General features: G+C 64.7%; 15 protein-coding genes and 1 pseudogene. 11 read left to right on the top strand and 5 right to left on the bottom strand.

All coding sequences use genetic code 11. The features are described from left to right. The first annotated feature begins 215 nt into the window (after positions 1–215). The 8 genes from FIV02_RS14185 (at position 216) to moaA (ending at position 11,855) form a co-directional block, all read left to right on the top strand. Positions 216–1,478: a nitrate/nitrite transporter gene (locus FIV02_RS14185; protein WP_152488977.1), complete on the top strand. Its 1,263-nt coding sequence runs from the start codon at positions 216–218 to the stop codon at positions 1,476–1,478. A gap of 38 nt (positions 1,479–1,516) precedes the next feature. Beyond that, positions 1,517–2,908 carry a NarK family nitrate/nitrite MFS transporter gene (locus FIV02_RS14180; protein WP_212631852.1) on the top strand — a complete coding sequence of 464 codons (1,392 nt, stop codon included), beginning with the start codon at positions 1,517–1,519 and terminating at the stop codon, positions 2,906–2,908. A 64-nt stretch (positions 2,909–2,972) separates the two neighbouring features. After that, positions 2,973–6,728 (top strand): nitrate reductase subunit alpha, encoded by a 3,756-nt coding sequence (locus FIV02_RS14175; RefSeq protein ID WP_152488975.1) that lies wholly within the window; start codon positions 2,973–2,975, stop codon positions 6,726–6,728. Between the two features lie 11 nt (positions 6,729–6,739). After that, positions 6,740–8,278 carry a nitrate reductase subunit beta gene (narH, locus tag FIV02_RS14170; protein ID WP_152488974.1) on the top strand — a complete coding sequence of 513 codons (1,539 nt, stop codon included), beginning with the start codon at positions 6,740–6,742 and terminating at the stop codon, positions 8,276–8,278. Between the two features lie 2 nt (positions 8,279–8,280). Further along, entirely contained in the window at positions 8,281–9,036 is a 756-nt protein-coding gene (gene narJ / locus FIV02_RS14165; RefSeq protein WP_047588164.1) for a nitrate reductase molybdenum cofactor assembly chaperone, read from the top strand. Continuing rightward, positions 9,029–9,724, top strand: coding sequence for a respiratory nitrate reductase subunit gamma (gene narI / locus FIV02_RS14160; protein WP_047588166.1), 696 nt, complete (start codon positions 9,029–9,031; stop codon positions 9,722–9,724). Before narJ ends, narI begins: the two co-directional genes overlap by 8 nt. 147 nt (positions 9,725–9,871) lie before the next feature. After that, the gene (locus tag FIV02_RS14155; protein ID WP_152488973.1) at positions 9,872–10,840 is read left to right on the top strand and encodes a peptidylprolyl isomerase; all 969 of its coding nucleotides are present in this window, start codon (positions 9,872–9,874) and stop codon (positions 10,838–10,840) included. Positions 10,841–10,865: 25 nt separating this feature from the next. Next, positions 10,866–11,855, top strand: a complete 990-nt coding sequence (gene moaA / locus FIV02_RS14150; protein WP_152488972.1) for a GTP 3',8-cyclase MoaA — start codon at positions 10,866–10,868, stop codon at positions 11,853–11,855. Between the two features lie 77 nt (positions 11,856–11,932). Here the strand turns inward: moaA and hemN are convergent, their stop codons facing one another. Beyond that, the gene (gene hemN, locus FIV02_RS14145; protein ID WP_152488971.1) at positions 11,933–13,318 is read right to left on the bottom strand and encodes an oxygen-independent coproporphyrinogen III oxidase; all 1,386 of its coding nucleotides are present in this window, start codon (positions 13,316–13,318) and stop codon (positions 11,933–11,935) included. Between the two features lie 192 nt (positions 13,319–13,510). Between hemN and FIV02_RS14140 the strand changes: the two are divergent. Both FIV02_RS14140 and FIV02_RS14130 read left to right on the top strand, forming a co-directional pair. Beyond that, a pseudogene (locus tag FIV02_RS14140) lies at positions 13,511–15,712 on the top strand (ribonucleoside triphosphate reductase). A 68-nt stretch (positions 15,713–15,780) separates the two neighbouring features. After that, positions 15,781–16,503, top strand: a complete 723-nt coding sequence (locus FIV02_RS14130) for an anaerobic ribonucleoside-triphosphate reductase activating protein (RefSeq protein WP_052178328.1) — start codon at positions 15,781–15,783, stop codon at positions 16,501–16,503. Between the two features lies 1 nt (position 16,504). Here FIV02_RS14130 and FIV02_RS14125 read toward each other — a convergent pair whose 3' ends face one another. Genes FIV02_RS14125 through FIV02_RS14110 form a run of 4 tightly spaced genes read right to left on the bottom strand, consistent with a single transcriptional unit; the run spans position 16,505 to position 19,611 of the window. Then, positions 16,505–17,869 (bottom strand): 4Fe-4S binding protein, encoded by a 1,365-nt coding sequence (locus FIV02_RS14125; RefSeq protein ID WP_047589292.1) that lies wholly within the window; start codon positions 17,867–17,869, stop codon positions 16,505–16,507. Then, positions 17,866–18,714: an FTR1 family protein gene (locus FIV02_RS14120; RefSeq protein WP_047589290.1), complete on the bottom strand. Its 849-nt coding sequence runs from the start codon at positions 18,712–18,714 to the stop codon at positions 17,866–17,868. The genes FIV02_RS14125 and FIV02_RS14120 overlap by 4 nt, the downstream gene beginning before the upstream one ends. 9 nt (positions 18,715–18,723) lie before the next feature. Further along, positions 18,724–19,044 (bottom strand): cupredoxin domain-containing protein, encoded by a 321-nt coding sequence (locus FIV02_RS14115; protein WP_047589287.1) that lies wholly within the window; start codon positions 19,042–19,044, stop codon positions 18,724–18,726. A gap of 33 nt (positions 19,045–19,077) precedes the next feature. Next, entirely contained in the window at positions 19,078–19,611 is a 534-nt protein-coding gene (locus FIV02_RS14110) for an iron transporter (RefSeq protein WP_047589285.1), read from the bottom strand. 172 nt (positions 19,612–19,783) lie between these two features. Here FIV02_RS14110 and FIV02_RS14105 point away from each other — a divergent pair, with 172 nt between their 5' ends. Next, a complete protein-coding gene (locus tag FIV02_RS14105; RefSeq protein ID WP_047589282.1) occupies positions 19,784–19,984 on the top strand; it encodes a hypothetical protein in 201 nt (66 codons plus the stop codon). Positions 19,985–20,027 lie beyond the last annotated feature (43 nt).

The raw sequence follows: 20,027 nt of genomic DNA, 5'->3' as shown, positions 1-20,027 counted from the left end.
AGTTCGGAGCGCTCCGCGATCCACCGGCCGAGGCTCTTTTGTTGCGATAAATCAATGATTTAAAAGGATTTATTCTTGATTTTTGCCACTATCACTTTGGTGGTAGTTGGGGCAATGGTAGGTCGTAAGGGCGCCGGTGCTCCTTGATCCAGATCAAGAAACGACGGCCCCCCTGGCAATAGCCTGCAGCCATGAAACAGCTTGGGAGAGCGTTCATGGTGAGCCAGAAAATGCAACAGGGGTTGGTGCTGGGGATGAGTACCGCCGCGTTCACCATCTGCTTCATGGTGTGGATGATGTTCGCGGTACTCGGTGTACCCATCAAGGAACTGCTGCAGCTCAACGAGACCCAGTTCGGCCTGCTGGCCTCGACGCCGGTCCTGACCGGTTCGCTGATCCGCCTGCCGCTGGGCATGCTCACCGACCGCTTCGGCGGACGCATCGTGTTTTTCGTGCTGATGCTGGTCTGCGTGCTGCCGATCTACCTGATCAGCGAGGCCACCCAGTACTGGCAGTTCCTCGTCCTCGGGTTGTTCGTCGGCCTGGCCGGCGGCTCCTTCTCGGTAGGCATCGCCTACGTCGCCAAGTGGTTCGACAAGTCCAGCCAGGGCCTGGCCATGGGCATCTTCGGCGCGGGCAACGCCGGCTCGGCGCTGACCAAGTTCATCGCCCCGGCGATCATCGCCGCCGCCAGCTGGCAGATGGTGCCGAAGGTCTACTCGGCGATCATGTTCATCACCGCGCTGCTGTTCTGGTTCCTCACCTACGAGAACAAGGCGCACCGGGTACCGAGCAGCGTGTCGCTGGGTGAGCAGCTGAAGACCCTGAAGGACCCGCGCGTCTGGCGCTACTGCCAGTACTACTCGATCGTCTTCGGCGGCTACGTCGCGCTGGCCCTGTGGATGACCAAGTACTACGTGCAGGAATACGGCTTCAGCCTGCAGAGCGCGGCGCTGCTGGCCGCCTGCTTCTCCCTGCCGGGCGGCGTGCTGCGCGCCATCGGTGGCTGGATGTCGGACAAGTGGGGCGCGCACAGCGTGACCTGGTGGGTGATGTGGGTGAGCTGGGTGTGCCTGTTCATTCTGTCCTACCCGCAGACCGACTTCACCGTGCACACGGTCGACGGCCCGCGCACCTTCCATATCGGCCTCAACGTCTGGGTGTTCACTGCGCTGATGTTCGTCATGGGCATCGCCTGGGCGTTCGGCAAGGCCTCGGTATTCAAGTACATCGCCAACGACTTTCCCGATCGCATGGGCGCGGTGTCCGGCATCGTCGGCCTGGCCGGCGGCCTCGGCGGCTTTGTCCTGCCGATCATGTTCGGCGTGCTGGTCGACCTCACTGGAGTGCGCTCTTCCGCCTTCATGCTGTTGTACGGCGTGGTCTGGGTTTCTCTGATCTGGATGTACTTCAGCGAGGTTCGCAAAACCCCAGTCATGGGTTCGGGTTCCACCGCTTCCATGAATTCTGCTTCCTGACAAGGAGATTCAGCATGTCCGCAACCAAGAATCCGGCCATGGGGCAGCCGCCCCGGCAAGGGCCTGTGATTGAGGACTGGCGCCCGGAGGACCCACATTTCTGGGGTTCCACCGGCAAGGCCATCGCCACCCGTAACCTGTGGATCTCGATTCCCGCGCTGTTTCTCGCCTTCGCCGTGTGGATGGTGTGGAGCACGGTGATCGTGCGCCTCAATGCCATCGGTTTCAGCTTCAGCACCGATCAGCTGTTCTGGCTGGCGGCACTGCCGGGGCTGTCCGGGGCGACCTTCCGCATCTTCTATTCGTTTATGGTGCCGGTATTCGGCGGGCGCCGCTGGACCGCCCTGAGCACCGCCTCGCTGCTGATTCCGTCGATCTGGATGGGCTTCGCCGTGCAGGACCCGGGCACGCCCTACAGCGTGTTCGTGATCATCGCGCTGCTGTGCGGTTTCGGCGGCGGCAACTTCGCCTCCTCGATGTCCAACATCAGCTTCTTCTACCCCAAGGCGCAGCAGGGCACCGCCCTGGGCCTGAACGCCGGCCTGGGCAACCTGGGCGTGTCGGCCATGCAGTTCCTGGTGCCGCTGGTCATCGGCTTCGGCCTGTTCGGCGCGGTCGGCGGCAAGCCGCAGGAACTGGCTGACGGCAGCCAGCTGTGGCTGCAGAACGCCGGCCTGGTGTGGGTGCCGCTGATCGCGGCGGTGACCCTGGCGGCCTGGTTCGGCATGAACGACCTGGCCAGCGCCAAGGCGTCCTTCGCCGAGCAGGCGGTGATCTTCAGGCGCAAACACAACTGGCTGATGTGCTGGCTGTACCTGGCCACCTTTGGTTCGTTCATCGGCTTCGCCGCGGCCTTCCCGCTGCTGATCAAGCATTCCTTCCCCGAGGTCAACGCGCTCAAGTTCGCCTTCCTCGGCCCGCTGGTCGGCGCCCTGGTGCGTCCGCTGGGCGGCTGGGTGGCAGACAAGCTGGGTGGCGCGCGGGTGACCCTGTGGAACTTCGTGCTGATGATCGCCGCCGTGTTCGGGGTGATCGCCTTCCTGCCGCAGCACGGCCAGGGCGGTAACTTCTACGGTTTCCTGGCCATGTTCATGCTGCTGTTTGTCACTACCGGCATCGGCAACGGTTCGACCTTCCGCATGATCCCGGTGATCTTCCGCACCCTGCACGAGCGCCTCAGCGCCGGTAAGGGCGCCGCCGAGAAGGAACAGGCGATCAAGGCCGCCGGCAAGGAATCGGCCGCGGTGCTCGGCTTCAGCTCGGCCATCGGGGCCTTCGGCGCCTTCTTCATTCCCAAGTCCTTCGGCAGCTCCATCGCCCTCACCGGCGGGCCCGAGGTCGCCCTGTACGTGTTCGTTGGCTACTACGTCAGCTGCATCCTGGTCACCTGGTGGTGGTACTCGCGCAAGGGCGCAGAGACCCCCTGCTAGTCCGCCACAACCCAAGAAATGACGAGCGCGGGGCCGCCCGCACTCAGCCTGAGAGGAAGAGAAAATGAGCCACATACTCGACCAGCTGCGCTTCTTCAATCGCAAGCAGGGGGAGTTCGCCGACGGTCATGGCGAGACCCGCAAGGAATCGCGTGACTGGGAGAACGTCTACCGCTCGCGCTGGCAGTACGACAAGATCGTGCGCTCCACCCACGGGGTGAACTGCACCGGTTCGTGCTCCTGGAAGATCTACGTGAAGAACGGCCTGATCACCTGGGAAACCCAGCAGACCGACTACCCGCGCACGCGCAACGACCTGCCCAACCACGAACCGCGTGGCTGCCCGCGCGGCGCCAGCTACAGCTGGTACATCTACAGCGCCAACCGCCTGAAGTACCCCAAGGTGCGAAAGCCGCTGCTCAAGCTGTGGCGCGACGCGCGCAAGACCCTGGCTCCGGTCGAGGCCTGGGCCAGCATCGTCAGCGACCCGATCAAGGCCGAGAGCTACAAGAGCAAGCGTGGCATGGGCGGTTTCATCCGTTCCAGCTGGAACGAGGTCAACGAGATCATCGCCGCGGCCAACGTCTACACCGTCAAGCAGTTCGGCCCGGACCGCGTGGTCGGCTTCTCGCCGATCCCGGCCATGTCGATGGTCAGCTATGCCGCCGGTAGCCGTTACCTGTCGCTGATCGGCGGCGTGTGCCTGTCCTTCTACGACTGGTACTGCGACCTGCCGCCGTCCTCGCCGCAGGTGTGGGGCGAGCAGACCGACGTGCCGGAATCGGCCGACTGGTACAACTCCAACTACATCATCGCCTGGGGCTCCAACGTTCCGCAGACCCGTACCCCGGACGCGCACTTCTTCACCGAGGTGCGCTACAAGGGCACCAAGACCGTGGCCATCACCCCGGACTACGCCGAGGTGGCCAAACTCACCGACCTCTGGCTCAACCCCAAGCAGGGTACCGACGCGGCGCTGGCGCAGGCCTTCGCCCACGTCATCTTCAAGGAATTCCACCTGGAGAAGCCCAGCGCCTACTTCACCGACTACGCCAAGCGTTACACCGACCTGCCGATGCTGGTGCTGCTCAATGAGCAGGACGGCAGCTACCGCGCCGAGCGCTTCCTGCGTGCCAGCGACCTGACCGACAGCCTCGGCCAGGGCAACAACCCCGAGTGGAAGACCATCGCCGTCGACGCCTCTGGCGAACTGGTGTCGCCGCAGGGTTCCATCGGCTACCGCTGGGGCGAGAAGGGCAAGTGGAACATCGAGGCCCGCGAGGGCGGTGCCGGGCGCGAGATCGATCTCAAGCTCAGCCAGATCGACAGTGGCGAAGTGGCGGAAGTCGCCTTCCCTTATTTCGGCGGGCAGACCCACGAGTATTTCACTGCCGTGCCGGGCGAGGAGATCCAGCTGCGCCGCGTACCGGTGCGTACCGTGATCCTGTCCGACGGCAGCCAGGCGCGGGTCGCCAGCGTGTTCGACCTGATGGCCGCCAACCTCGGCATCGACCGTGGACTGGGCGGCGCCAACGTCGCCAACCACTATGACGACGACCGCGTGCCGGGCACCCCGGCCTGGCAGGAGAAGATCACCGGCGTCAGCCGCGAGAAGGCCATCCAGATCGCCCGCGAGTTCGCCGACAACGCCGACAAGACCAAGGGCCGTTCCATGATCATCGTCGGTGCGGCGATGAACCACTGGTACCACATGGACATGAACTACCGTGGCCTGATCAACATGCTGATGTTGTGCGGCTGCGTCGGGCAGACCGGTGGCGGCTGGGCCCACTACGTCGGCCAGGAGAAGCTGCGTCCGCAGTGCGGCTGGCTGCCGCTGGCTTTCGGCCTGGACTGGAGCCGTCCGCCGCGCCAGATGAACGGCACCAGCTTCTTCTACAACCACAGCTCGCAGTGGCGCCACGAGAAGATGAGCATTCACGAGGTGCTCTCGCCGCTGGCCGACAAGTCGCAGTTCCCCGAGCACATGCTCGACTACAACATCCGCGCCGAGCGCGCCGGCTGGCTGCCGAGCGCCCCGCAGCTGAACCGCAACCCGCTGCAGATCTGCCGCGACGCCAAGGCCGCCGGTCTGTCGCCGGTGGACTACGTGACCAAGTCGCTGGCCGACGGCTCGCTGCGCTTCTCCTGTGAACAGCCGGACAACCCGGTCAACTTCCCGCGCAACATGTTCATCTGGCGCTCGAACTTGCTCGGTTCTTCGGGCAAGGGCCACGAGTACATGCTCAAGTACCTGCTCGGCACCAAGAACGGCGTGATGAACGAGGACCTCGGCAAGCGCGGCGGCTTCAAGCCGAACGAGGCCGAGTGGGTGGACGAGGGCGCCATCGGCAAGCTCGACCTGGTCACTACCCTCGACTTCCGCATGTCCTCGACCTGCGTGTACTCCGACATCGTCCTGCCGACCGCGACCTGGTACGAGAAGGACGACATGAACACCTCGGACATGCACCCCTTCATCCACCCGCTGTCGGCCGCCATCGATCCGGCCTGGGAAGCGCGTTCGGACTGGGAGATCTACAAGGGCATCGCCAAGTCCTTCTCCGAGATGGCCAAGGGACACCTGGGCGTCGAGCAGGACCTGGTCACCGTGCCGCTGCTGCACGACACCCCCGGCGAACTGGCGCAGCCCTTCGGTGGCAGCGACTGGAAAACCGCGGGCGTGGCGCCGCAGCCGGGCAAGAACTGCCCGAACATCACGGTGGTCGAGCGCGACTACCCGAACACCTACAAGAAGTTCACCTCGCTCGGCCCGCTGCTGGACAAGCTGGGCAACGGCGGCAAGGGCATCAACTGGAACACCGAGCACGAGGTCGAGTTCCTCGGCGAGCTGAACTACAAGGTGCGTGAGGAGGGCGTCAGCCAGGGACGGCCGAAGATCGAGTCGGCCATCGACGCGGCGGAGGTCATCCTCTCGCTGGCCCCGGAAACCAACGGCCATGTCGCCGTGAAGGCCTGGGCGGCGCTGTCGGAGTTCACCGGTCGCGATCACAGGCACCTGGCGCTGCCCAAGGAGCATGAGGCGATCCGCTTCCGCGATATCCAGGCGCAGCCGCGCAAGATCATCTCCAGCCCGACCTGGTCCGGCCTGGAAGACGAGCACGTGTCCTACAACGCCGGCTACACCAACGTCCACGAGCTGATCCCGTGGCGCACCATCACCGGTCGCCAGCAGTTCTACCAGGATCACCCCTGGATGCTGGCCTTCGGCGAGGGCCTGATGAGCTACCGGCCGCCGATCAACACCCGCTCGACCGGCTACGTGAAGGGCAAGATGTCCAACGGCAACCCGGAGATCTGCCTGAACTGGATCACCCCGCACCAGAAGTGGGGCATCCACAGCACCTACACCGACAACCTGATCATGCTCACCCTGAGCCGTGGCGGTCCGATCGTGTGGATGAGCGAGATCGACGCCAAGAAGGTCGGCATCGAGGACAACGACTGGATCGAGTGCTTCAACGCCAACGGCGCCCTGACCGCCCGCGCGGTGGTCAGCCAGCGGGTCAAGGAAGGCATGGTGATGATGTACCACGCCCAGGAACGCATCGTGAACGTGCCCGGCGCCGAGAGCACCCAGACCCGCGGTGGCCACCACAACTCGGTGACCCGCGTGGTCCTGAAACCCACCCATATGATCGGTGGCTACGCCCAGCTGGCCTACGGCTTCAACTACTACGGCACCGTGGGCTGCAACCGCGACGAGTTCGTCGTGGTGCGCAAGATGAACAAGGTGGACTGGCTGGACGGGCCTAACGGCGACGCCCTGCCACAACCGCTGCCGACCGAGATCGAGTGAGGAGAGCCGACATGAAAATTCGTTCACAAGTGGGCATGGTCCTGAACCTGGACAAGTGCATCGGCTGCCACACCTGCTCGATCACCTGCAAAAACGTCTGGACCAGCCGAGAAGGCATGGAATACGCCTGGTTCAACAACGTCGAGACCAAGCCCGGTATCGGCTACCCGAAAGAGTGGGAAAACCAGGAGAAGTGGAAAGGCGGCTGGGTGCGCAACAAGGATGGTTCGATCAACCCGAAGATCGGCGGCAAGTTCCGCGTGCTGGCGAACATCTTCTCCAACCCGGATCTGCCGAGCATCGACGACTACTACGAGCCGTTCGACTTCGACTACCAGCACCTGCATACCGCGCCGCTGGGTAAGCACCAGCCGGTGGCCCGCCCGCGTTCGGTGATCTCCGGCCAGCGCATGGAGAAGATCGAGTGGGGTCCGAACTGGGAGGAGATTCTCGGCACCGAGTTCGCCAAGCGCCGTAAGGACAAGAACTTCGACAAGGTGCAGGCCGACATCTACGGCGAGTACGAAAACACCTTCATGATGTACCTGCCGCGCCTGTGCGAGCACTGCCTCAACCCGGCGTGCGCGGCCTCCTGCCCGAGCGGCGCGATCTACAAGCGCGAGGAGGACGGCATCGTCCTCATCGACCAGGAGAAGTGCCGCGGCTGGCGCATGTGCATCAGCGGCTGCCCGTACAAGAAGATCTACTTCAACTGGAAGAGCGGCAAATCCGAGAAGTGCATCTTCTGCTACCCGCGCATCGAGGCCGGCATGCCGACCGTGTGCTCGGAAACCTGCGTGGGCCGCATCCGCTACCTGGGCGTGCTGCTGTATGACGCCGACCGCATCCACGAGGTGGCCAGCACCCCGAGCGAGCAGGACCTGTACCAGAAGCAGCTGGAGATCTTCCTCGACCCGTTTGACCCCAAGGTGATCGAGCAGGCGCTGAAGGACGGCGTGCCCATGTCGGTGATCGAGGCCGCGCAGAAGTCGCCGGTGTACAAGCTGGCGGTGGACTGGCAGCTGGCCCTGCCGCTGCACCCGGAATACCGCACCCTGCCGATGGTCTGGTACGTACCGCCGCTGTCGCCGATCCAGAACGCCGCCGCCAAGGGCAGCGTGAGCATGGATGGCGTGCTGCCGGACGTGGACAGCCTGCGCATCCCGGTGCGCTACCTGGCCAACCTGCTCACCGCCGGTGACGAGCAGCCGGTCAAGCTGGCCCTCAAGCGCCTGCTGGCGATGCGTGCCTACAAGCGCGCCGAGCAGGTCGACGGCGTGCAGGACCTCAAGGTGCTGGAGTCGGTCGGCCTGAGTGTGGCGCAGTGCGAGGACATGTACCGCTACCTGGCCATCGCCAACTACGAGGATCGCTACGTGATTCCGTCGGCGCACCGCGAGGAGGCCATGAGCGATGCCTTCGCCGAGCGTTCCGGCTGTGGCTTCAGCTTCGGCAGCGGCTGCAGTGGCTCGTCGGACACCAACATGTTCGGCGCCAAGAAGGCCAACAAGCGCGACATCCTCAAGACCGTGCAGATCTGGGAGGAATGACCATGCAGATTCTCAAGGTGATTTCCTTGTTGCTCGACTACCCGGAGGAGGCGCTGCGCAGCGCCCACAAGGAGCTGGACGAGGCCATCTGCAGTGCCCGCGAGATCAGCCCGGACCAGCGCGGCTCGCTGCTGCGCCTGCTCGACGAGCTGGCCGGTGACGAGCTGATGGACGTGCAGGAGCGCTACACCGAGCTGTTCGACCGCGGCCGCGCCCTGTCGCTGCTGCTGTTCGAGCACGTGCATGGCGAGTCGCGCGACCGCGGCCAGGCCATGGTCGACCTGATGGCGCAGTACGAGGCCGCCGGGTTCGCCATCGGCGTGCGCGAGCTGCCCGACTACATCCCGTTGTACCTGGAGTACCTGGCCAGCCGCGAAGACCTCGAGGCCCGCGAGGGCCTGGCCGACGTGGCGCACCTGCTGGCCCTGCTGGCGGCGCGCCTGGAGGAGCGCGAGAGCCCTTACGCCGCGTGTTTCCGCGCGCTGCTGCAGATCGCCGGCGAACAGCCGGCGGTGGCGGTGGCCGAGGTGCGCGAGCAGGTGGCCGGCGAGGTGCGCGACGACAGCCTGGAAGCGCTGGACAAGTTGTGGGAGGAGGAGGCCGTGGACTTCCTCAAGGCCGAGCAGCAGGACCGCTGCCCGAGCCAGACCACGATGCCGGGCAAGGCTCGCGAAGAGGTGCCGGTGCCGCTGCACTGGATCGATTTCAAGCAGGACGGGGCGGCCAGCGTGCCGGCCCAGGAGGTGCACAATGGCTAATCTGAACTTCCTCGCCTTCGGCGTGTATCCCTATATCGCCCTGGCGGTCTGCCTGATCGGCAGCTGGGCGCGTTTCGATCTGTCGCAGTACAGCTGGAAGGCCGGTTCCAGCCAGATCTTCAACCGTACCCCGGCCGAACACCGCTACATGCGCATCGCCAGCAACCTGTTCCATGTCGGCGTGCTGTTCGTGCTGGCCGGCCACTTCGTCGGCCTGCTGACCCCGGCCTCGGTCTATCACCATGTGATCAGCACCGAGAACAAGCAGCTGCTGGCGATGGTCTCCGGCGGCCTGTTCGGCGGCCTGTGCCTGATCGGCCTGCTGATGCTGCTCAAGCGCCGCCTGAGCGACGCGCGGGTGCGCGCCAGCTCCAGCTGCTCGGACATTCTGGTGCTGGTCGTGCTGCTGGTGCAGCTGCTGCTGGGCCTGGGCACCATCTATGCCTCGACCCACCACATGGACGGCTCGGTGATGGTGATGCTGGCCGACTGGGCGCAGTACACCGTGACCCTGCAGCCGCAGCTGGCCGCCGCGGCCATCGCCCCGGTGAGCCTGGTGTACAAGCTGCACGTGTTCCTCGGCCTGAGCCTGTTCGTGCTGTTCCCCTTCACCCGCCTGGTGCACATCGTCAGCGCGCCGGTGTGGTACCTGGGGCGGCGCTACCAGATCGTGCGCCAGAAGGCCTGAGGCAACGTCTGGATCGGCTGCGCGTCGGCCGGCCGGTCCACAGCGGATGAATCTTGAGTCGTGTAGCCCGGACAGGCGTCAGCGTCATCCGGGACCAGCAAGGTGGGTGGCGTCACCCACCGCCAAACGAATGCGTGGAGGTGTGACATGGGTTGTGGATGCGGAGGTAGCGGCAACGGTGGTGGTGGCTGCGCCGGTGGTGCCAGCCAGGTCGTGGTGCCCGAGCCGGCGCAGGCCGCTGTGCAGGCGTTCGAGCCGGTCGTCGAGCAGACCCCGGCCGCGGACGACGAAGGCGAGGATGAGCCCTCACTGGAACTGATCGCCAGCAGCGAGCAGGAGTGGCCGCGGATTAAGGTCAATGGTGTCGGCATCGCACCCGAGGCGATCGCCCAGGAGCTGCAGTACCACCCGGCGAACACCCGCCAGGAGGCCATCTTCCTGGCCAGCCAGGCGCTGGTGATCCGCGAGCTGCTGCAGCAGCGGATCAATGCGTTGGATATCCGGGTACGCGCGGCCACGGGCGAGAGCGAGGAGGAGGCCGCCACTCGCACGCTGATCGAACGCGAGGTGGCGCTGCCGCATGCCGACGAGGCGACCTGTCGCGCCTACTTCGAGCGCAATCGCTCGCGCTATGCCAGCGCACCGCTGCTGGCGGCCCGGCACATCCTGCTGGCCTGCCCGGCCGACGATGCCGAGGAGCGCAGCCAGGCCCGTGACCAGGCCCAGGCGCTGATCGCCGAGTTGCAGGCACAGCCCGAGCGCTTCGCCGAGCTGGCCATGGCGCATTCGGCCTGCCCCTCCAAGGAGCAGGGCGGGGCGCTGGGGCAGATCAGCCAGGGCCAGACGGTGCCGGAGTTCGAGCGCCAGTTGTTCCGCTTGCCGCTCGGCCTGGCCGGGCAGCCGCTGGAAAGCCGCTATGGCTTCCATGTGGTGCTGGTGGAGCAGCGTCTCGAGGGCCAGCCATTGCCGTTCGAGGCGGTGCACAAGAGCATCTGCGCCGAGCTGGACCAGCGTGTGTGGCAGGTGGCCGTGGCGCAGTACCTGAAGAACCTGATCGGCGAGGCGGACATCCAGGGCATCCTGCTCGAAGGCGCCGACAGCCCACTGTTGCAGTAAACCGGCCCAGGGCCTGGGGAGTACCATGAGCAGCCTGCTGCAGGACGGCTTCGGCCGCAGCATCGATTACCTGCGCCTGTCGGTCACCGACCGCTGCGATTTCCGCTGCGTCTACTGCATGGCCGAGGACATGACCTTCCTGCCACGCCAGCAGGTGCTGACGCTGGAAGAGCTGGAGCGTACGGCGCGGATCTTCGTCGCCCAGGGCGTGCGCAAGATCCGCCTCACCGGCGGCGAGCCGCTGGTGCGTCCCGGTGTGGTCGGTCTGTGCCAGCGCATCGCCGCGCTGCCGGGCCTGCGCGAGCTGGTGATGACCAGCAATGGCTCACAGCTGCACAAGCTGGCCAGGCCGCTGGCCGAGGCGGGGGTCAAGCGCCTCAACATCAGCCTGGACAGCCTGCGCCCCGAACGCTTTCGCGCCATCACCCGTACCGGCGAACTGGGCCAGGTGCTGGCCGGTATCGAGGCCGCGCAGGCGGCCGGCTTCGCCAACCTCAAGCTGAACGTGGTGGTGATGCACGGGCGCAATGCCGACGAGGTGACGGACCTGGTCGACTTCGCCCTGAACCGCGGCCTGGATATCAGCTTCATCGAGGAGATGCCGCTGGGGCAGGTGGGGCGCGAGCGCGGCGAGAGCTACTGTTCCAGCGACTGGGTGCGCGAGCGTATCGCCGAACGCTATACCCTGGTTGACAGTGCCGAGCAGAGCGGTGGGCCGGCGCGTTACGTGCGCTTGCAGGATTTTCCGGACCGGCGCATCGGCTTCATCTCGCCGCACAGCCACAACTTCTGTGCGACCTGTAACCGCGTGCGGGTCACGGTCGAGGGGCGTCTGCTGCTGTGCCTGGGCCACGAACATTCGCTCGACCTGCGCGGCCTGCTGCGCCGTCACCCATGCGACGACGCCCCGGTGCTGGCGGCCATCCGTCAGGGGCTGCTGCGCAAACCGCTGCGCCACGAATTCGACACCGGGGACGTGCAGATCCTGCGCTTCATGAACGCCACCGGCGGCTGATCAACTCCCGCTGGCCCACGCTTGGGCCGTTACCACCTGCCAGGCGGCGTTGCTCCGCCATGGCCGGTGGTTTTTTATTACACGGTACGCGAGAAACGCCCGCTCTGGCCTTCGCCCAGGTAGGCGTCGAACGCCATCGCCACGCTGCGCATCATCAGCTGCCCGCGCGGCAGCAGCACCAGCGCATCGGCGTGGATCTGCACCAGGTCGTCGGCCAGGTGCTCTTCGAGCCGGGCCAGCGACTCGGCGAAGTAGTCGAGGAAGTGGATGCCGTGGCGCGCCTCCAGTTCCGCGAACTCGACCCGGCCATGGCACATCAGTGCGGTGATCACCTCGCGCCGCAGCAGGTCGTCGTCGCTCAGGCGGTAGCCGCGGTGCACCGGCAACAGGCCCTGGTCGATGCGCGCGTAGTAGTGCGAGAGTTCCTTGACGTTCTGGCTGTAGCTGTCGCTCACCTTGCCGATCGACGACACCCCGAGGCCGATCAGGTCGCAGTCGGCGTGGGTCGAGTAGCCCTGGAAGTTGCGCTGCAGCGTACCTGCCTCGCGGGCCAGGCACAGCTCGTCGTCGGGCAGGGCGAAGTGATCCATGCCGATATACACGTAGCCGGCCGCGGTCAGGCGCTGGATGGTCAGCTCCAGCAGCTCCAGCTTGCGCTCCGGTGGCGGCATGTCCTCGCGGCGAATCAGCCGCTGGGCACGCACCATTTCCGGCAGGTGCGCATAGCTGTAGGCGGCGATGCGATCCGGGCGCAGGGCGATGATCTTGTCCAGGGTGGTGTCGAAGCTGGCGACGGTCTGCAGCGGCAGGCCATAGATCAGGTCCACCGAGACCGATTTGAAGGCGGCCTCGCGGGCGGCGGCGACCAGCTCGTAGGTCTGCTCTTCGCTCTGCAGGCGATTGACGGCGGCCTGCACCTGCTGGTCGAAGTCCTGCACGCCGAAGCTCAGACGGTTGAAGCCCAGCGCGCGCAACTCGGCGATGCGTTCGCGGCTTATGGTGCGCGGGTCGACCTCGATGGAAAACTCGTGATCGTCGCTTTCATCGAAGCGGAAGTGCTGGCGCAGGCAGCCCATCAGTTCGGCGAGCTGCGCGCTGCTCAGGTAGGTCGGCGTGCCGCCGCCGAGGTGCAGCTGGGTCAGGCGTCGCGACGGGCTGAACAGCGCCGCCTGCAGGGCGATTTCGCGCTTGAGGTAATCCAGGTACTCGACGGCGCGGTGGGTCTTCTGGGTGATGATCTTGTTGCAGGCGCAGTAGTAGCAGAGGCTCTGGCAGAAGGGGATATGGATATAGGCCGACAAGGCCTTGGCGGGCGCCCGGTTGCTGCGCTCGGCGGCTTGCCGGTAGTCGTCCTCGGCGAAGGCCTGGCGGAACTGGGGCGCCGTGGGGTAAGAGGTGTAGCGCGGCCCCGGGCGGTCGTATTTCTCTACCAGCGAGCGGTCGAAGCGCAGTGAACTGGTCATGGCAAGTGATTCCTGAGGAGCTTGATGCACTGCAGGATACCCCCTGGCGCCGGTCGGCGCGAACGCCTGAGCGCAGGTTTGCGGGCAAACTTGATCACGGTCAAGTTGCATCCGGCCTCCTGACGTAGATTGCACAGCATCTTGTGTTTTTCGTTGCTAACAGCAACTAGATGATGTGTCAGGAGGTGATGGATGTGTGCGGATCAGGTCCCCTATCGACCGCAGGCGCTGTTCAAGCGCGATGGCCAGGAAGTGCCCTTCGAGGCGGCCAAGATCGAGCGTGCGATTGCCGCCGCCGGGCAGGCCACGGGCGAGTTCGAGGCGCATGAGGCCAGTGCCCTGGCCGACGCGGTGCTGGCGCGCCTGCTGGAGTTCCACTGCGTGGGCGTGGAGCAGGTGCAGGACCGGGTCGAGCGGGTGCTGATGGAGGCCGGCTACTACCAGACCGCACGCGCCTACATCGTCTACCGCGAGCGCCATGGCCGCCTGCGCCGCGAGCGCAAGCAGCTGATCGACGTGGCCGCGTCGATGAACGAATACCTGTCGCGCCAGGACTGGCGCGTGCAGGCCAACGCCAACCAGGGCTACTCGCTGGGCGGGCTGATCCTCAACGTGTCCGGCAAGGTCACCGCCAACTACTGGCTGGACGAGGTCTACAGCGAAGACATCGGCCTGGCCCACCGCGAGGCCGACCTGCACATCCACGACCTCGACATGCTCGCCGGCTACTGCGCCGGCTGGTCGTTGCGCACCCTGCTGCACGAGGGCCTCAACGGCATCCCCGGGCGGGTCGAGGCCGGCCCGCCCAGGCACCTGTCCAGCGCCCTGGGGCAGATGGTCAACTTTCTCGGCACCCTGCAGAACGAGTGGGCCGGGGCCCAGGCCTTCAGCTCCTTCGATACCTATCTCGCGCCCTACGTGCGCAAGGACAGCCTCAGCTACGCGCAGGTGCGCCAGTCGCTGCAGGAGTTCATCTACAACCTCAACGTGCCGTCACGCTGGGGCACCCAGACGCCCTTCACCAACCTGACCTTCGACTGGGTCTGCCCGGAAGACCTGCGCGAGCAGGTGCCGGTGATCGGCGGCCAGGAGATGCCGTTCTGCTACGGCGAGCTGCAGGCCGAGATGGAGCTGATCAACCGCGCCTACATCGAGGTGATGATGGCCGGCGACGCCAAGGGCCGGGTGTTCACCTTCCCGATCCCGACCTACAACATCACCCACGACTTCCCCTGGGACAGCGACAACGCCACGCGCCTGTTCGACATGACCGCGCGCTACGGCCTGCCGTACTTCCAGAACTTCCTCAACTCGGACATGCAGCCCAACCAGGTGCGCTCGATGTGCTGCCGCCTGCAGCTGGACGTGCGCGAGCTGCTCAAGCGCGGCAACGGCCTGTTTGGCTCGGCCGAGCAGACCGGTTCGCTCGGCGTGGTGACCCTCAACTGCGCGCGCCTCGGCTACCTGTACCGGGACGATCTGGACGGCCTGATGCAGCGCTTCGACGCGCTGCTGGACATGGCCTTCGAGAGCCTGGAGGTGAAGCGCAAGGTGATCCAGCACCACATGGATGCCGGCCTCTATCCCTACACCCGACGCTACCTGGGCACCCTGCGCAATCACTTCTCCACCATCGGGGTCAACGGCCTGCACGAGATGCTGCGCAACTTCAGCGGCGACCGCGAGGGCATGCACACCGAGGACGGCCGCCAGCTGGCGCTGCAGGTGCTGGATCACGTGCGCGCGCGCCTGGTGCAGTTCCAGGAGCAGAGCGGCCACCTGTACAACCTGGAGGCCACCCCGGCCGAAGGCACCACCTACCGCTTCGCCAAGGAGGACCGCAAGCGCTTCCCCGACATCCTCCAGGCCGGCACGCCCGAGGCGCCGTACTACACCAACTCCTCGCAGCTACCGGTGGGCTTCACCGACGACCCCTTCGAGGCGCTGGCGTTGCAGGACGAGCTGCAGTGCAAGTACACCGGCGGCACTGTGCTGCACCTGTACATGGCCGAGCGGGTTTCTTCGGCGCAGGCCTGCAAGCAGCTGGTGCGCACCGCGCTGTCGCGCTTCCGCCTGCCGTACCTGACCATCACCCCGACCTTCTCCATCTGCCCGGTGCATGGCTACCTGGCCGGTGAGCACGAGTTTTGTCCGAAGTGCGACGAGGCGCTGCTGCAGAAACAGCAGTGCTGCGGCGCCTGCGGCGGCTGAACCACGATTCCATCCACAGCAAGGAGCGACACCATGAATGCACCCGTGCAACTTCCCGAAGCCCAGCGCCAGCGCTGCGAGGTCTGGACCCGCGTGATGGGTTACCACCGTCCGGTGGCGGCCTTCAATCTCGGCAAGCAGTCCGAGCATCGCGAGCGCCAGCATTTCGCCGAGCCGCGCTGAGTCCGCCCGAAGCCCGGGCCATCGGTGATGGCCCGGGCTTCGCCACGTCCGCCATTGGAGCCACGAGCATGCCTTCAGTGCCTTCGCGTCATGCCTTTCGCCCGCTGCGCATCGGCGGGCTGCAAGCCATGACCACCCTCGACTACCCCGATCATCTGGCCTGCGTACTGTTCTGCCAGGGCTGCGCCTGGCGCTGCCGCTACTGCCACAACCCCGAGCTGATCCGCTGCGGCGGCCCCACCGAGTGGAGCTGGAACAAGGTGCTGGGCTTCCTGCGCCAGCGCCAGGGGCTGCTGCAGGCGGTGGTGTTCTCCGGCGGCGAGGCGACCCTGCAGCCGGCGCTGCCGTCCGCCATGCGCCGGGTGCGCGAGCTGGGCTTCAAGGTCGGCCTGCACAGTGCCGGGATCAAGCCGGCTTCCTTCGGTCGCGCGCTGGCGCACTGCGACTGGGTCGGTTTCGACGTCAAGGCGCTGGAGGAGGAGGTTGCGTTAATTACTGGTGTCAGCGCCAGCGGCCAGGCCAATTGGCGCAGTCTGGAGCTGCTGCTTGAGAGCGGTGTGGACTACGAGTGCCGTACCACGGTGCATTGGAACCTGTCCGACTGTCGGCGCCTGCAGCGTCTTGGAGAGCGTCTGGCGGGGCTTGGCGTACGGCGTTTCGCAGTACAACTGGCGCGCCCCCAGCAGATGCTCGACAGCGACTTGGGCAGTGCTGCCACGCCGGCCCAGGCGGCTGAACTCTGGCCCTATTTCGAGCAGCTATTCGAGCGTTTCGAGCTTCGCGCAAGTTGATTCACCAGCCCCAGAACTGTAACCACCAGCCATAGCCGAGCAGCGTATTGCTCAGCAACAGGGCCAGCATCGGAGCCTGGCGGCTCTGCCAGGGTAACTGGGTACAGACACGCCAGCCCAGGTACAGGCTCCACAGACCCGCGGCAACTATCAGCACTGCTCTGGCCTGGTTTACCCAGAGCAGTTGCAGGCCTTCATAGCGCAGCAGTTTGACGGTGGTCGACGACAGACCGAGAAACAGACCAGCAGCGCCAGTCGGCACCAGGCAGAGGGCCAGATGACGGGCAAAGGCGAGCGGCTTGCCTGCCAGCACACTGCCGGCAATCAGAAGCAGGTGAATCCCGCCGCCCAGGAGCAAGGCGCCGAGTACCAGATATAGGCAGATGCTCAGGCCATCCAGCCAGGTGAAGGCATCGTTGACCTGTGGGTAGTGGGTCAGTACCCACCAGGGCGCATCAGCCTGCAGAGGCCACAGTTGATCATGTGCGACCAGCCATTCGGCCATACTCTGCTTGAGCGCGATGAACCAGGGGCTGATCGTCCACTGGAAGGCAGCCATGGCCAGGCCGATCACTCCGTACAACAGCAGGCGGGCCTCCCACAGATTGCCGTGCTCCCCCAGATGCACGATCTCCTCATTACTGGAGCGGGCAATTAGCCGTACGGCGTCGCGTTGTCCGCTGCAGCGGCCGCAGGCGTGGCAGGCCGAAGCGCCACGCATGCGGCGGATGTCCAGCAACGGTGCGCAGTTGGGGGCGGGCAGATGCGGCGGCAGGTTGGCCTGCCAGCGTTCTTCACTGACCCGATAATGCATGGGCGCGAGCTTGGCCAGCAGAGCAAAAACACCGCTGACCGGACACAGATAACGGCACCAGACGCGCTTGCCGCGGCCATAGAAGAAACCGACCAGCATGGCGGCGATGGTCGATCCGCCGAGAATAAGCAGCGCAGCCTGGGCGTAGTCATAGACGCTGATCAGTTGGCCGTACAGGGTGGTGGCCAGGAAGCCTACCGAGGGCCAGCCAGCCCAGCGCATCCAGCGCGGGATGCCACGCCCCATACCGTGCTGGCTGGCCCATTCACTGAGAGCACCCTCCGGGCAAAGTAGGCCGCACCACATGCGCCCGAACAGCACCACCGAGAGCAGCACAAAGGGCCACCAGATGCCCCAGAACACGAACTGGGCGAGCAGTGTGAGGTTATCGAGCATGCGTGCCTGGTTGTCGGGCAGAGGCAGGAGTGCAGGAGTGACCAGTAGCACGACGTAGAACAAGACCACAATCCATTGCGCTCGCTGTACAGCAACGGAATGGCGGCGCAGACCGTTGCCTATGCCCATTAGGCAACGGCTGAATAGCAGTTTCATGTTGCGGCGCGAATGCTGGGTGAGTTTGCCCTGGGTCGCCTTAGCCACCAGGCCAGCAGCCAGTATGAAACAAGTACGGCTACAGCAACCGCTGATGGCATGGCCCGGTAGCCGGTCATCCCGGCAATCAGCCCGCCAATGCGCGCACCGTCATCCAGCCAGGCCGAGGTATCCCAGAGTGGGTCGCCCAGCCAGCCATATAGCGCCTCAGGAAGATCCATCCCCATCAGCTGACCGGTGGTGCGATCCAGTGCATTCATCAGCATTGAGCCGCCTAGCAGCAGCAACAGGGTTTCACTGATGGTGAAGAACCGTCGCCAGTCGAGAAACCGGCTGCCTCGTTGCAACAGCACAAAGCTTAGCGCGCCGAGCGCTCCACCGAGGAGGGCGCCTGCGATGGTTTGTATGGCGCTGGCGGAGCCGACTGCACCATAGAGAAAAATCGCGATCTCGCTGCCTTCTCGGGCTACAGCCAGTGTCGCGAGCAGTGTCAGCCCACTGTGTCGGCTGTGCGCAAGGGCCTGTTGGGCTCGGCTCTCAAGCGCATTGCGAAGATTGCCGGCGTTTTGCGACATCCACACCACCATTTGCAGAATCAGCAAACTGGCCAGAGCGCTCATCGCGGCTTGAAACCACTCACCGGGAGTGCCGCTCATCCAACTGCCAGCCACGACCATCAACAGGGCCAGCAGGGCAGCCAGGGCGATGCCTGCAGCGACGCCCTCCCAGAGCTTGCGCAAAAGCTGGCGTGCATTGTATTGGCGGCTCAACCAGGCATGCAGCAGACCAATGACCAACAGTGCCTCGACGCTCTCGCGCCAGACGATCAATAGTGCCTGTTCCATGGGAACTCCTTATTGAGCCTCGATGTAGCCGCCGGGCAAATCGAGATGAAACTCGTCGAAGAAGGTGTAGCGACCGGGCTTGAGTGGATGGATCACCACGAATGAGCTGACGCCTGGGCCAAGTACCTTTTCTACCCGCAAAGGCAGGCTTTCGAACTCGACCGGGCCCGCGCCGCGGTTATGCACGATGATCTTGAAACGTTGCTTGGCTGGAACCGTCAGGTGGGGCGGGGTGAAATGCCCATCACGTATCTCCAGCTCGTAGCTGGGCAGCGAGGCACTCCACGCTGGCAACGCCAGCGCGAAGGTAAAGACAGCAAGACATCTCATAGGCGTTTCCTGTGAGCTGAATACGTTACGGACTCAGTAGCCGCCTTTCTTACCGATGCCAGCGTAGGTGAAGCTGTAGTTCAGCTCGCAGGGCTTGAACCAAGGTGCCACGCCCGTTTCCTTGTCGGTATGGCGGCCGAAGGCGTGATGGTGACCACCCGGTGGTGACACGGTGTAGGTCAGCTGGTACTGACCAGGGCCGTCTAGTTTGATGTTGTCACCGTAGTGCGGGCCGTCGCTGGCGACCATGGCGTGGAAGTCACCTTCGATCAGCTTGTCGCTGCCAGCGCGCTGTAGGCGGTAGGAAATCTCAAGGTAGGGCACGAAGCTGCCTTCCTGGAAACCGTGATGGTTGTTCTCCAGAGCACTGATGTCAGCCTCCATGTGTACGTCAGATTCGGCGGCGGGTTTCATCATCCCCGGCGGGTCCATCTCGATTGGCTGCAGATATACAGCCCCGACCTCCATGCCGGCACAGTGTTGTGGCTCGCCGATGGGGTATTCGCGGGCAGAGGCAAAAGGGATGGCGAACATGGCGGCGAGGGGGAGCAGTGGGAGTAACTTCATGCTGTTTGCTTCCATAGCTGGGAGTGTTGGCAGCAGCTTAGAAAGCTTGAGTTCAATCAATAATGATTCTCGTCAATTTTATCTGGAGCATTGGAGATACCCAGATAGAGGTATGGTTCTGTAAAGCTCTATAAGCGATTTTGCCAAGCGAGCCATAACCTAGGAGCGGGACGTGGAGGACCAGAATCCATTGTTAACAGCCATACTGTTGACTCATCGCAACCAGGTTGCTCTAGTTGAGTCGGTGCAGTTGATTTCTCGCTGGTTCCAGCAGAACGGGCTGTCACATGTAACCGAAGCATTGCAGGTGCATATGGAGCAGGTGGTGAACAACGCCCTGCACATCAATAAGCTGCTTGAGGGGCTTGAATAGTCAGACAGGCCTCTCTTGCTAGCTACCTGCACTGGGTTTGTCT

It is taken from the genome of Pseudomonas sp. THAF187a (genome assembly GCF_009363395.1).
GTDB classification, from domain to species: Bacteria; Pseudomonadota; Gammaproteobacteria; order Pseudomonadales; family Pseudomonadaceae; genus Aquipseudomonas; species Aquipseudomonas khazarica.
This window is presented reverse-complemented; position numbering and strand designations above follow the sequence as displayed.

Excerpts from the sequence above, each read along its gene's own strand:
- FIV02_RS14120 (WP_047589290.1), bottom strand. The coding sequence starts at position 18,714 with ATGGAACAGGCACTATTGATCGTCTGGCGCGAGAGCGTCGAGGCACTG.
- FIV02_RS14180 (WP_212631852.1), top strand. The coding sequence starts at position 1,517 with ATGGGGCAGCCGCCCCGGCAAGGGCCTGTGATTGAGGACTGGCGCCCG.
- FIV02_RS14130 (WP_052178328.1), top strand. The coding sequence starts at position 15,781 with ATGCCTTCAGTGCCTTCGCGTCATGCCTTTCGCCCGCTGCGCATCGGC.
- hemN (WP_152488971.1), bottom strand. The coding sequence starts at position 13,318 with ATGACCAGTTCACTGCGCTTCGACCGCTCGCTGGTAGAGAAATACGAC.
- FIV02_RS14175 (WP_152488975.1), top strand. The coding sequence starts at position 2,973 with ATGAGCCACATACTCGACCAGCTGCGCTTCTTCAATCGCAAGCAGGGG.
- moaA (WP_152488972.1), top strand. The coding sequence starts at position 10,866 with ATGAGCAGCCTGCTGCAGGACGGCTTCGGCCGCAGCATCGATTACCTG.
- FIV02_RS14110 (WP_047589285.1), bottom strand. The coding sequence starts at position 19,611 with ATGAAGTTACTCCCACTGCTCCCCCTCGCCGCCATGTTCGCCATCCCT.
- FIV02_RS14125 (WP_047589292.1), bottom strand. The coding sequence starts at position 17,869 with ATGAAACTGCTATTCAGCCGTTGCCTAATGGGCATAGGCAACGGTCTG.
- FIV02_RS14155 (WP_152488973.1), top strand. The coding sequence starts at position 9,872 with ATGGGTTGTGGATGCGGAGGTAGCGGCAACGGTGGTGGTGGCTGCGCC.
- narI (WP_047588166.1), top strand. The coding sequence starts at position 9,029 with ATGGCTAATCTGAACTTCCTCGCCTTCGGCGTGTATCCCTATATCGCC.
- FIV02_RS14185 (WP_152488977.1), top strand. The coding sequence starts at position 216 with ATGGTGAGCCAGAAAATGCAACAGGGGTTGGTGCTGGGGATGAGTACC.
- narJ (WP_047588164.1), top strand. The coding sequence starts at position 8,281 with ATGCAGATTCTCAAGGTGATTTCCTTGTTGCTCGACTACCCGGAGGAG.
- FIV02_RS14115 (WP_047589287.1), bottom strand. The coding sequence starts at position 19,044 with ATGAGATGTCTTGCTGTCTTTACCTTCGCGCTGGCGTTGCCAGCGTGG.
- narH (WP_152488974.1), top strand. The coding sequence starts at position 6,740 with ATGAAAATTCGTTCACAAGTGGGCATGGTCCTGAACCTGGACAAGTGC.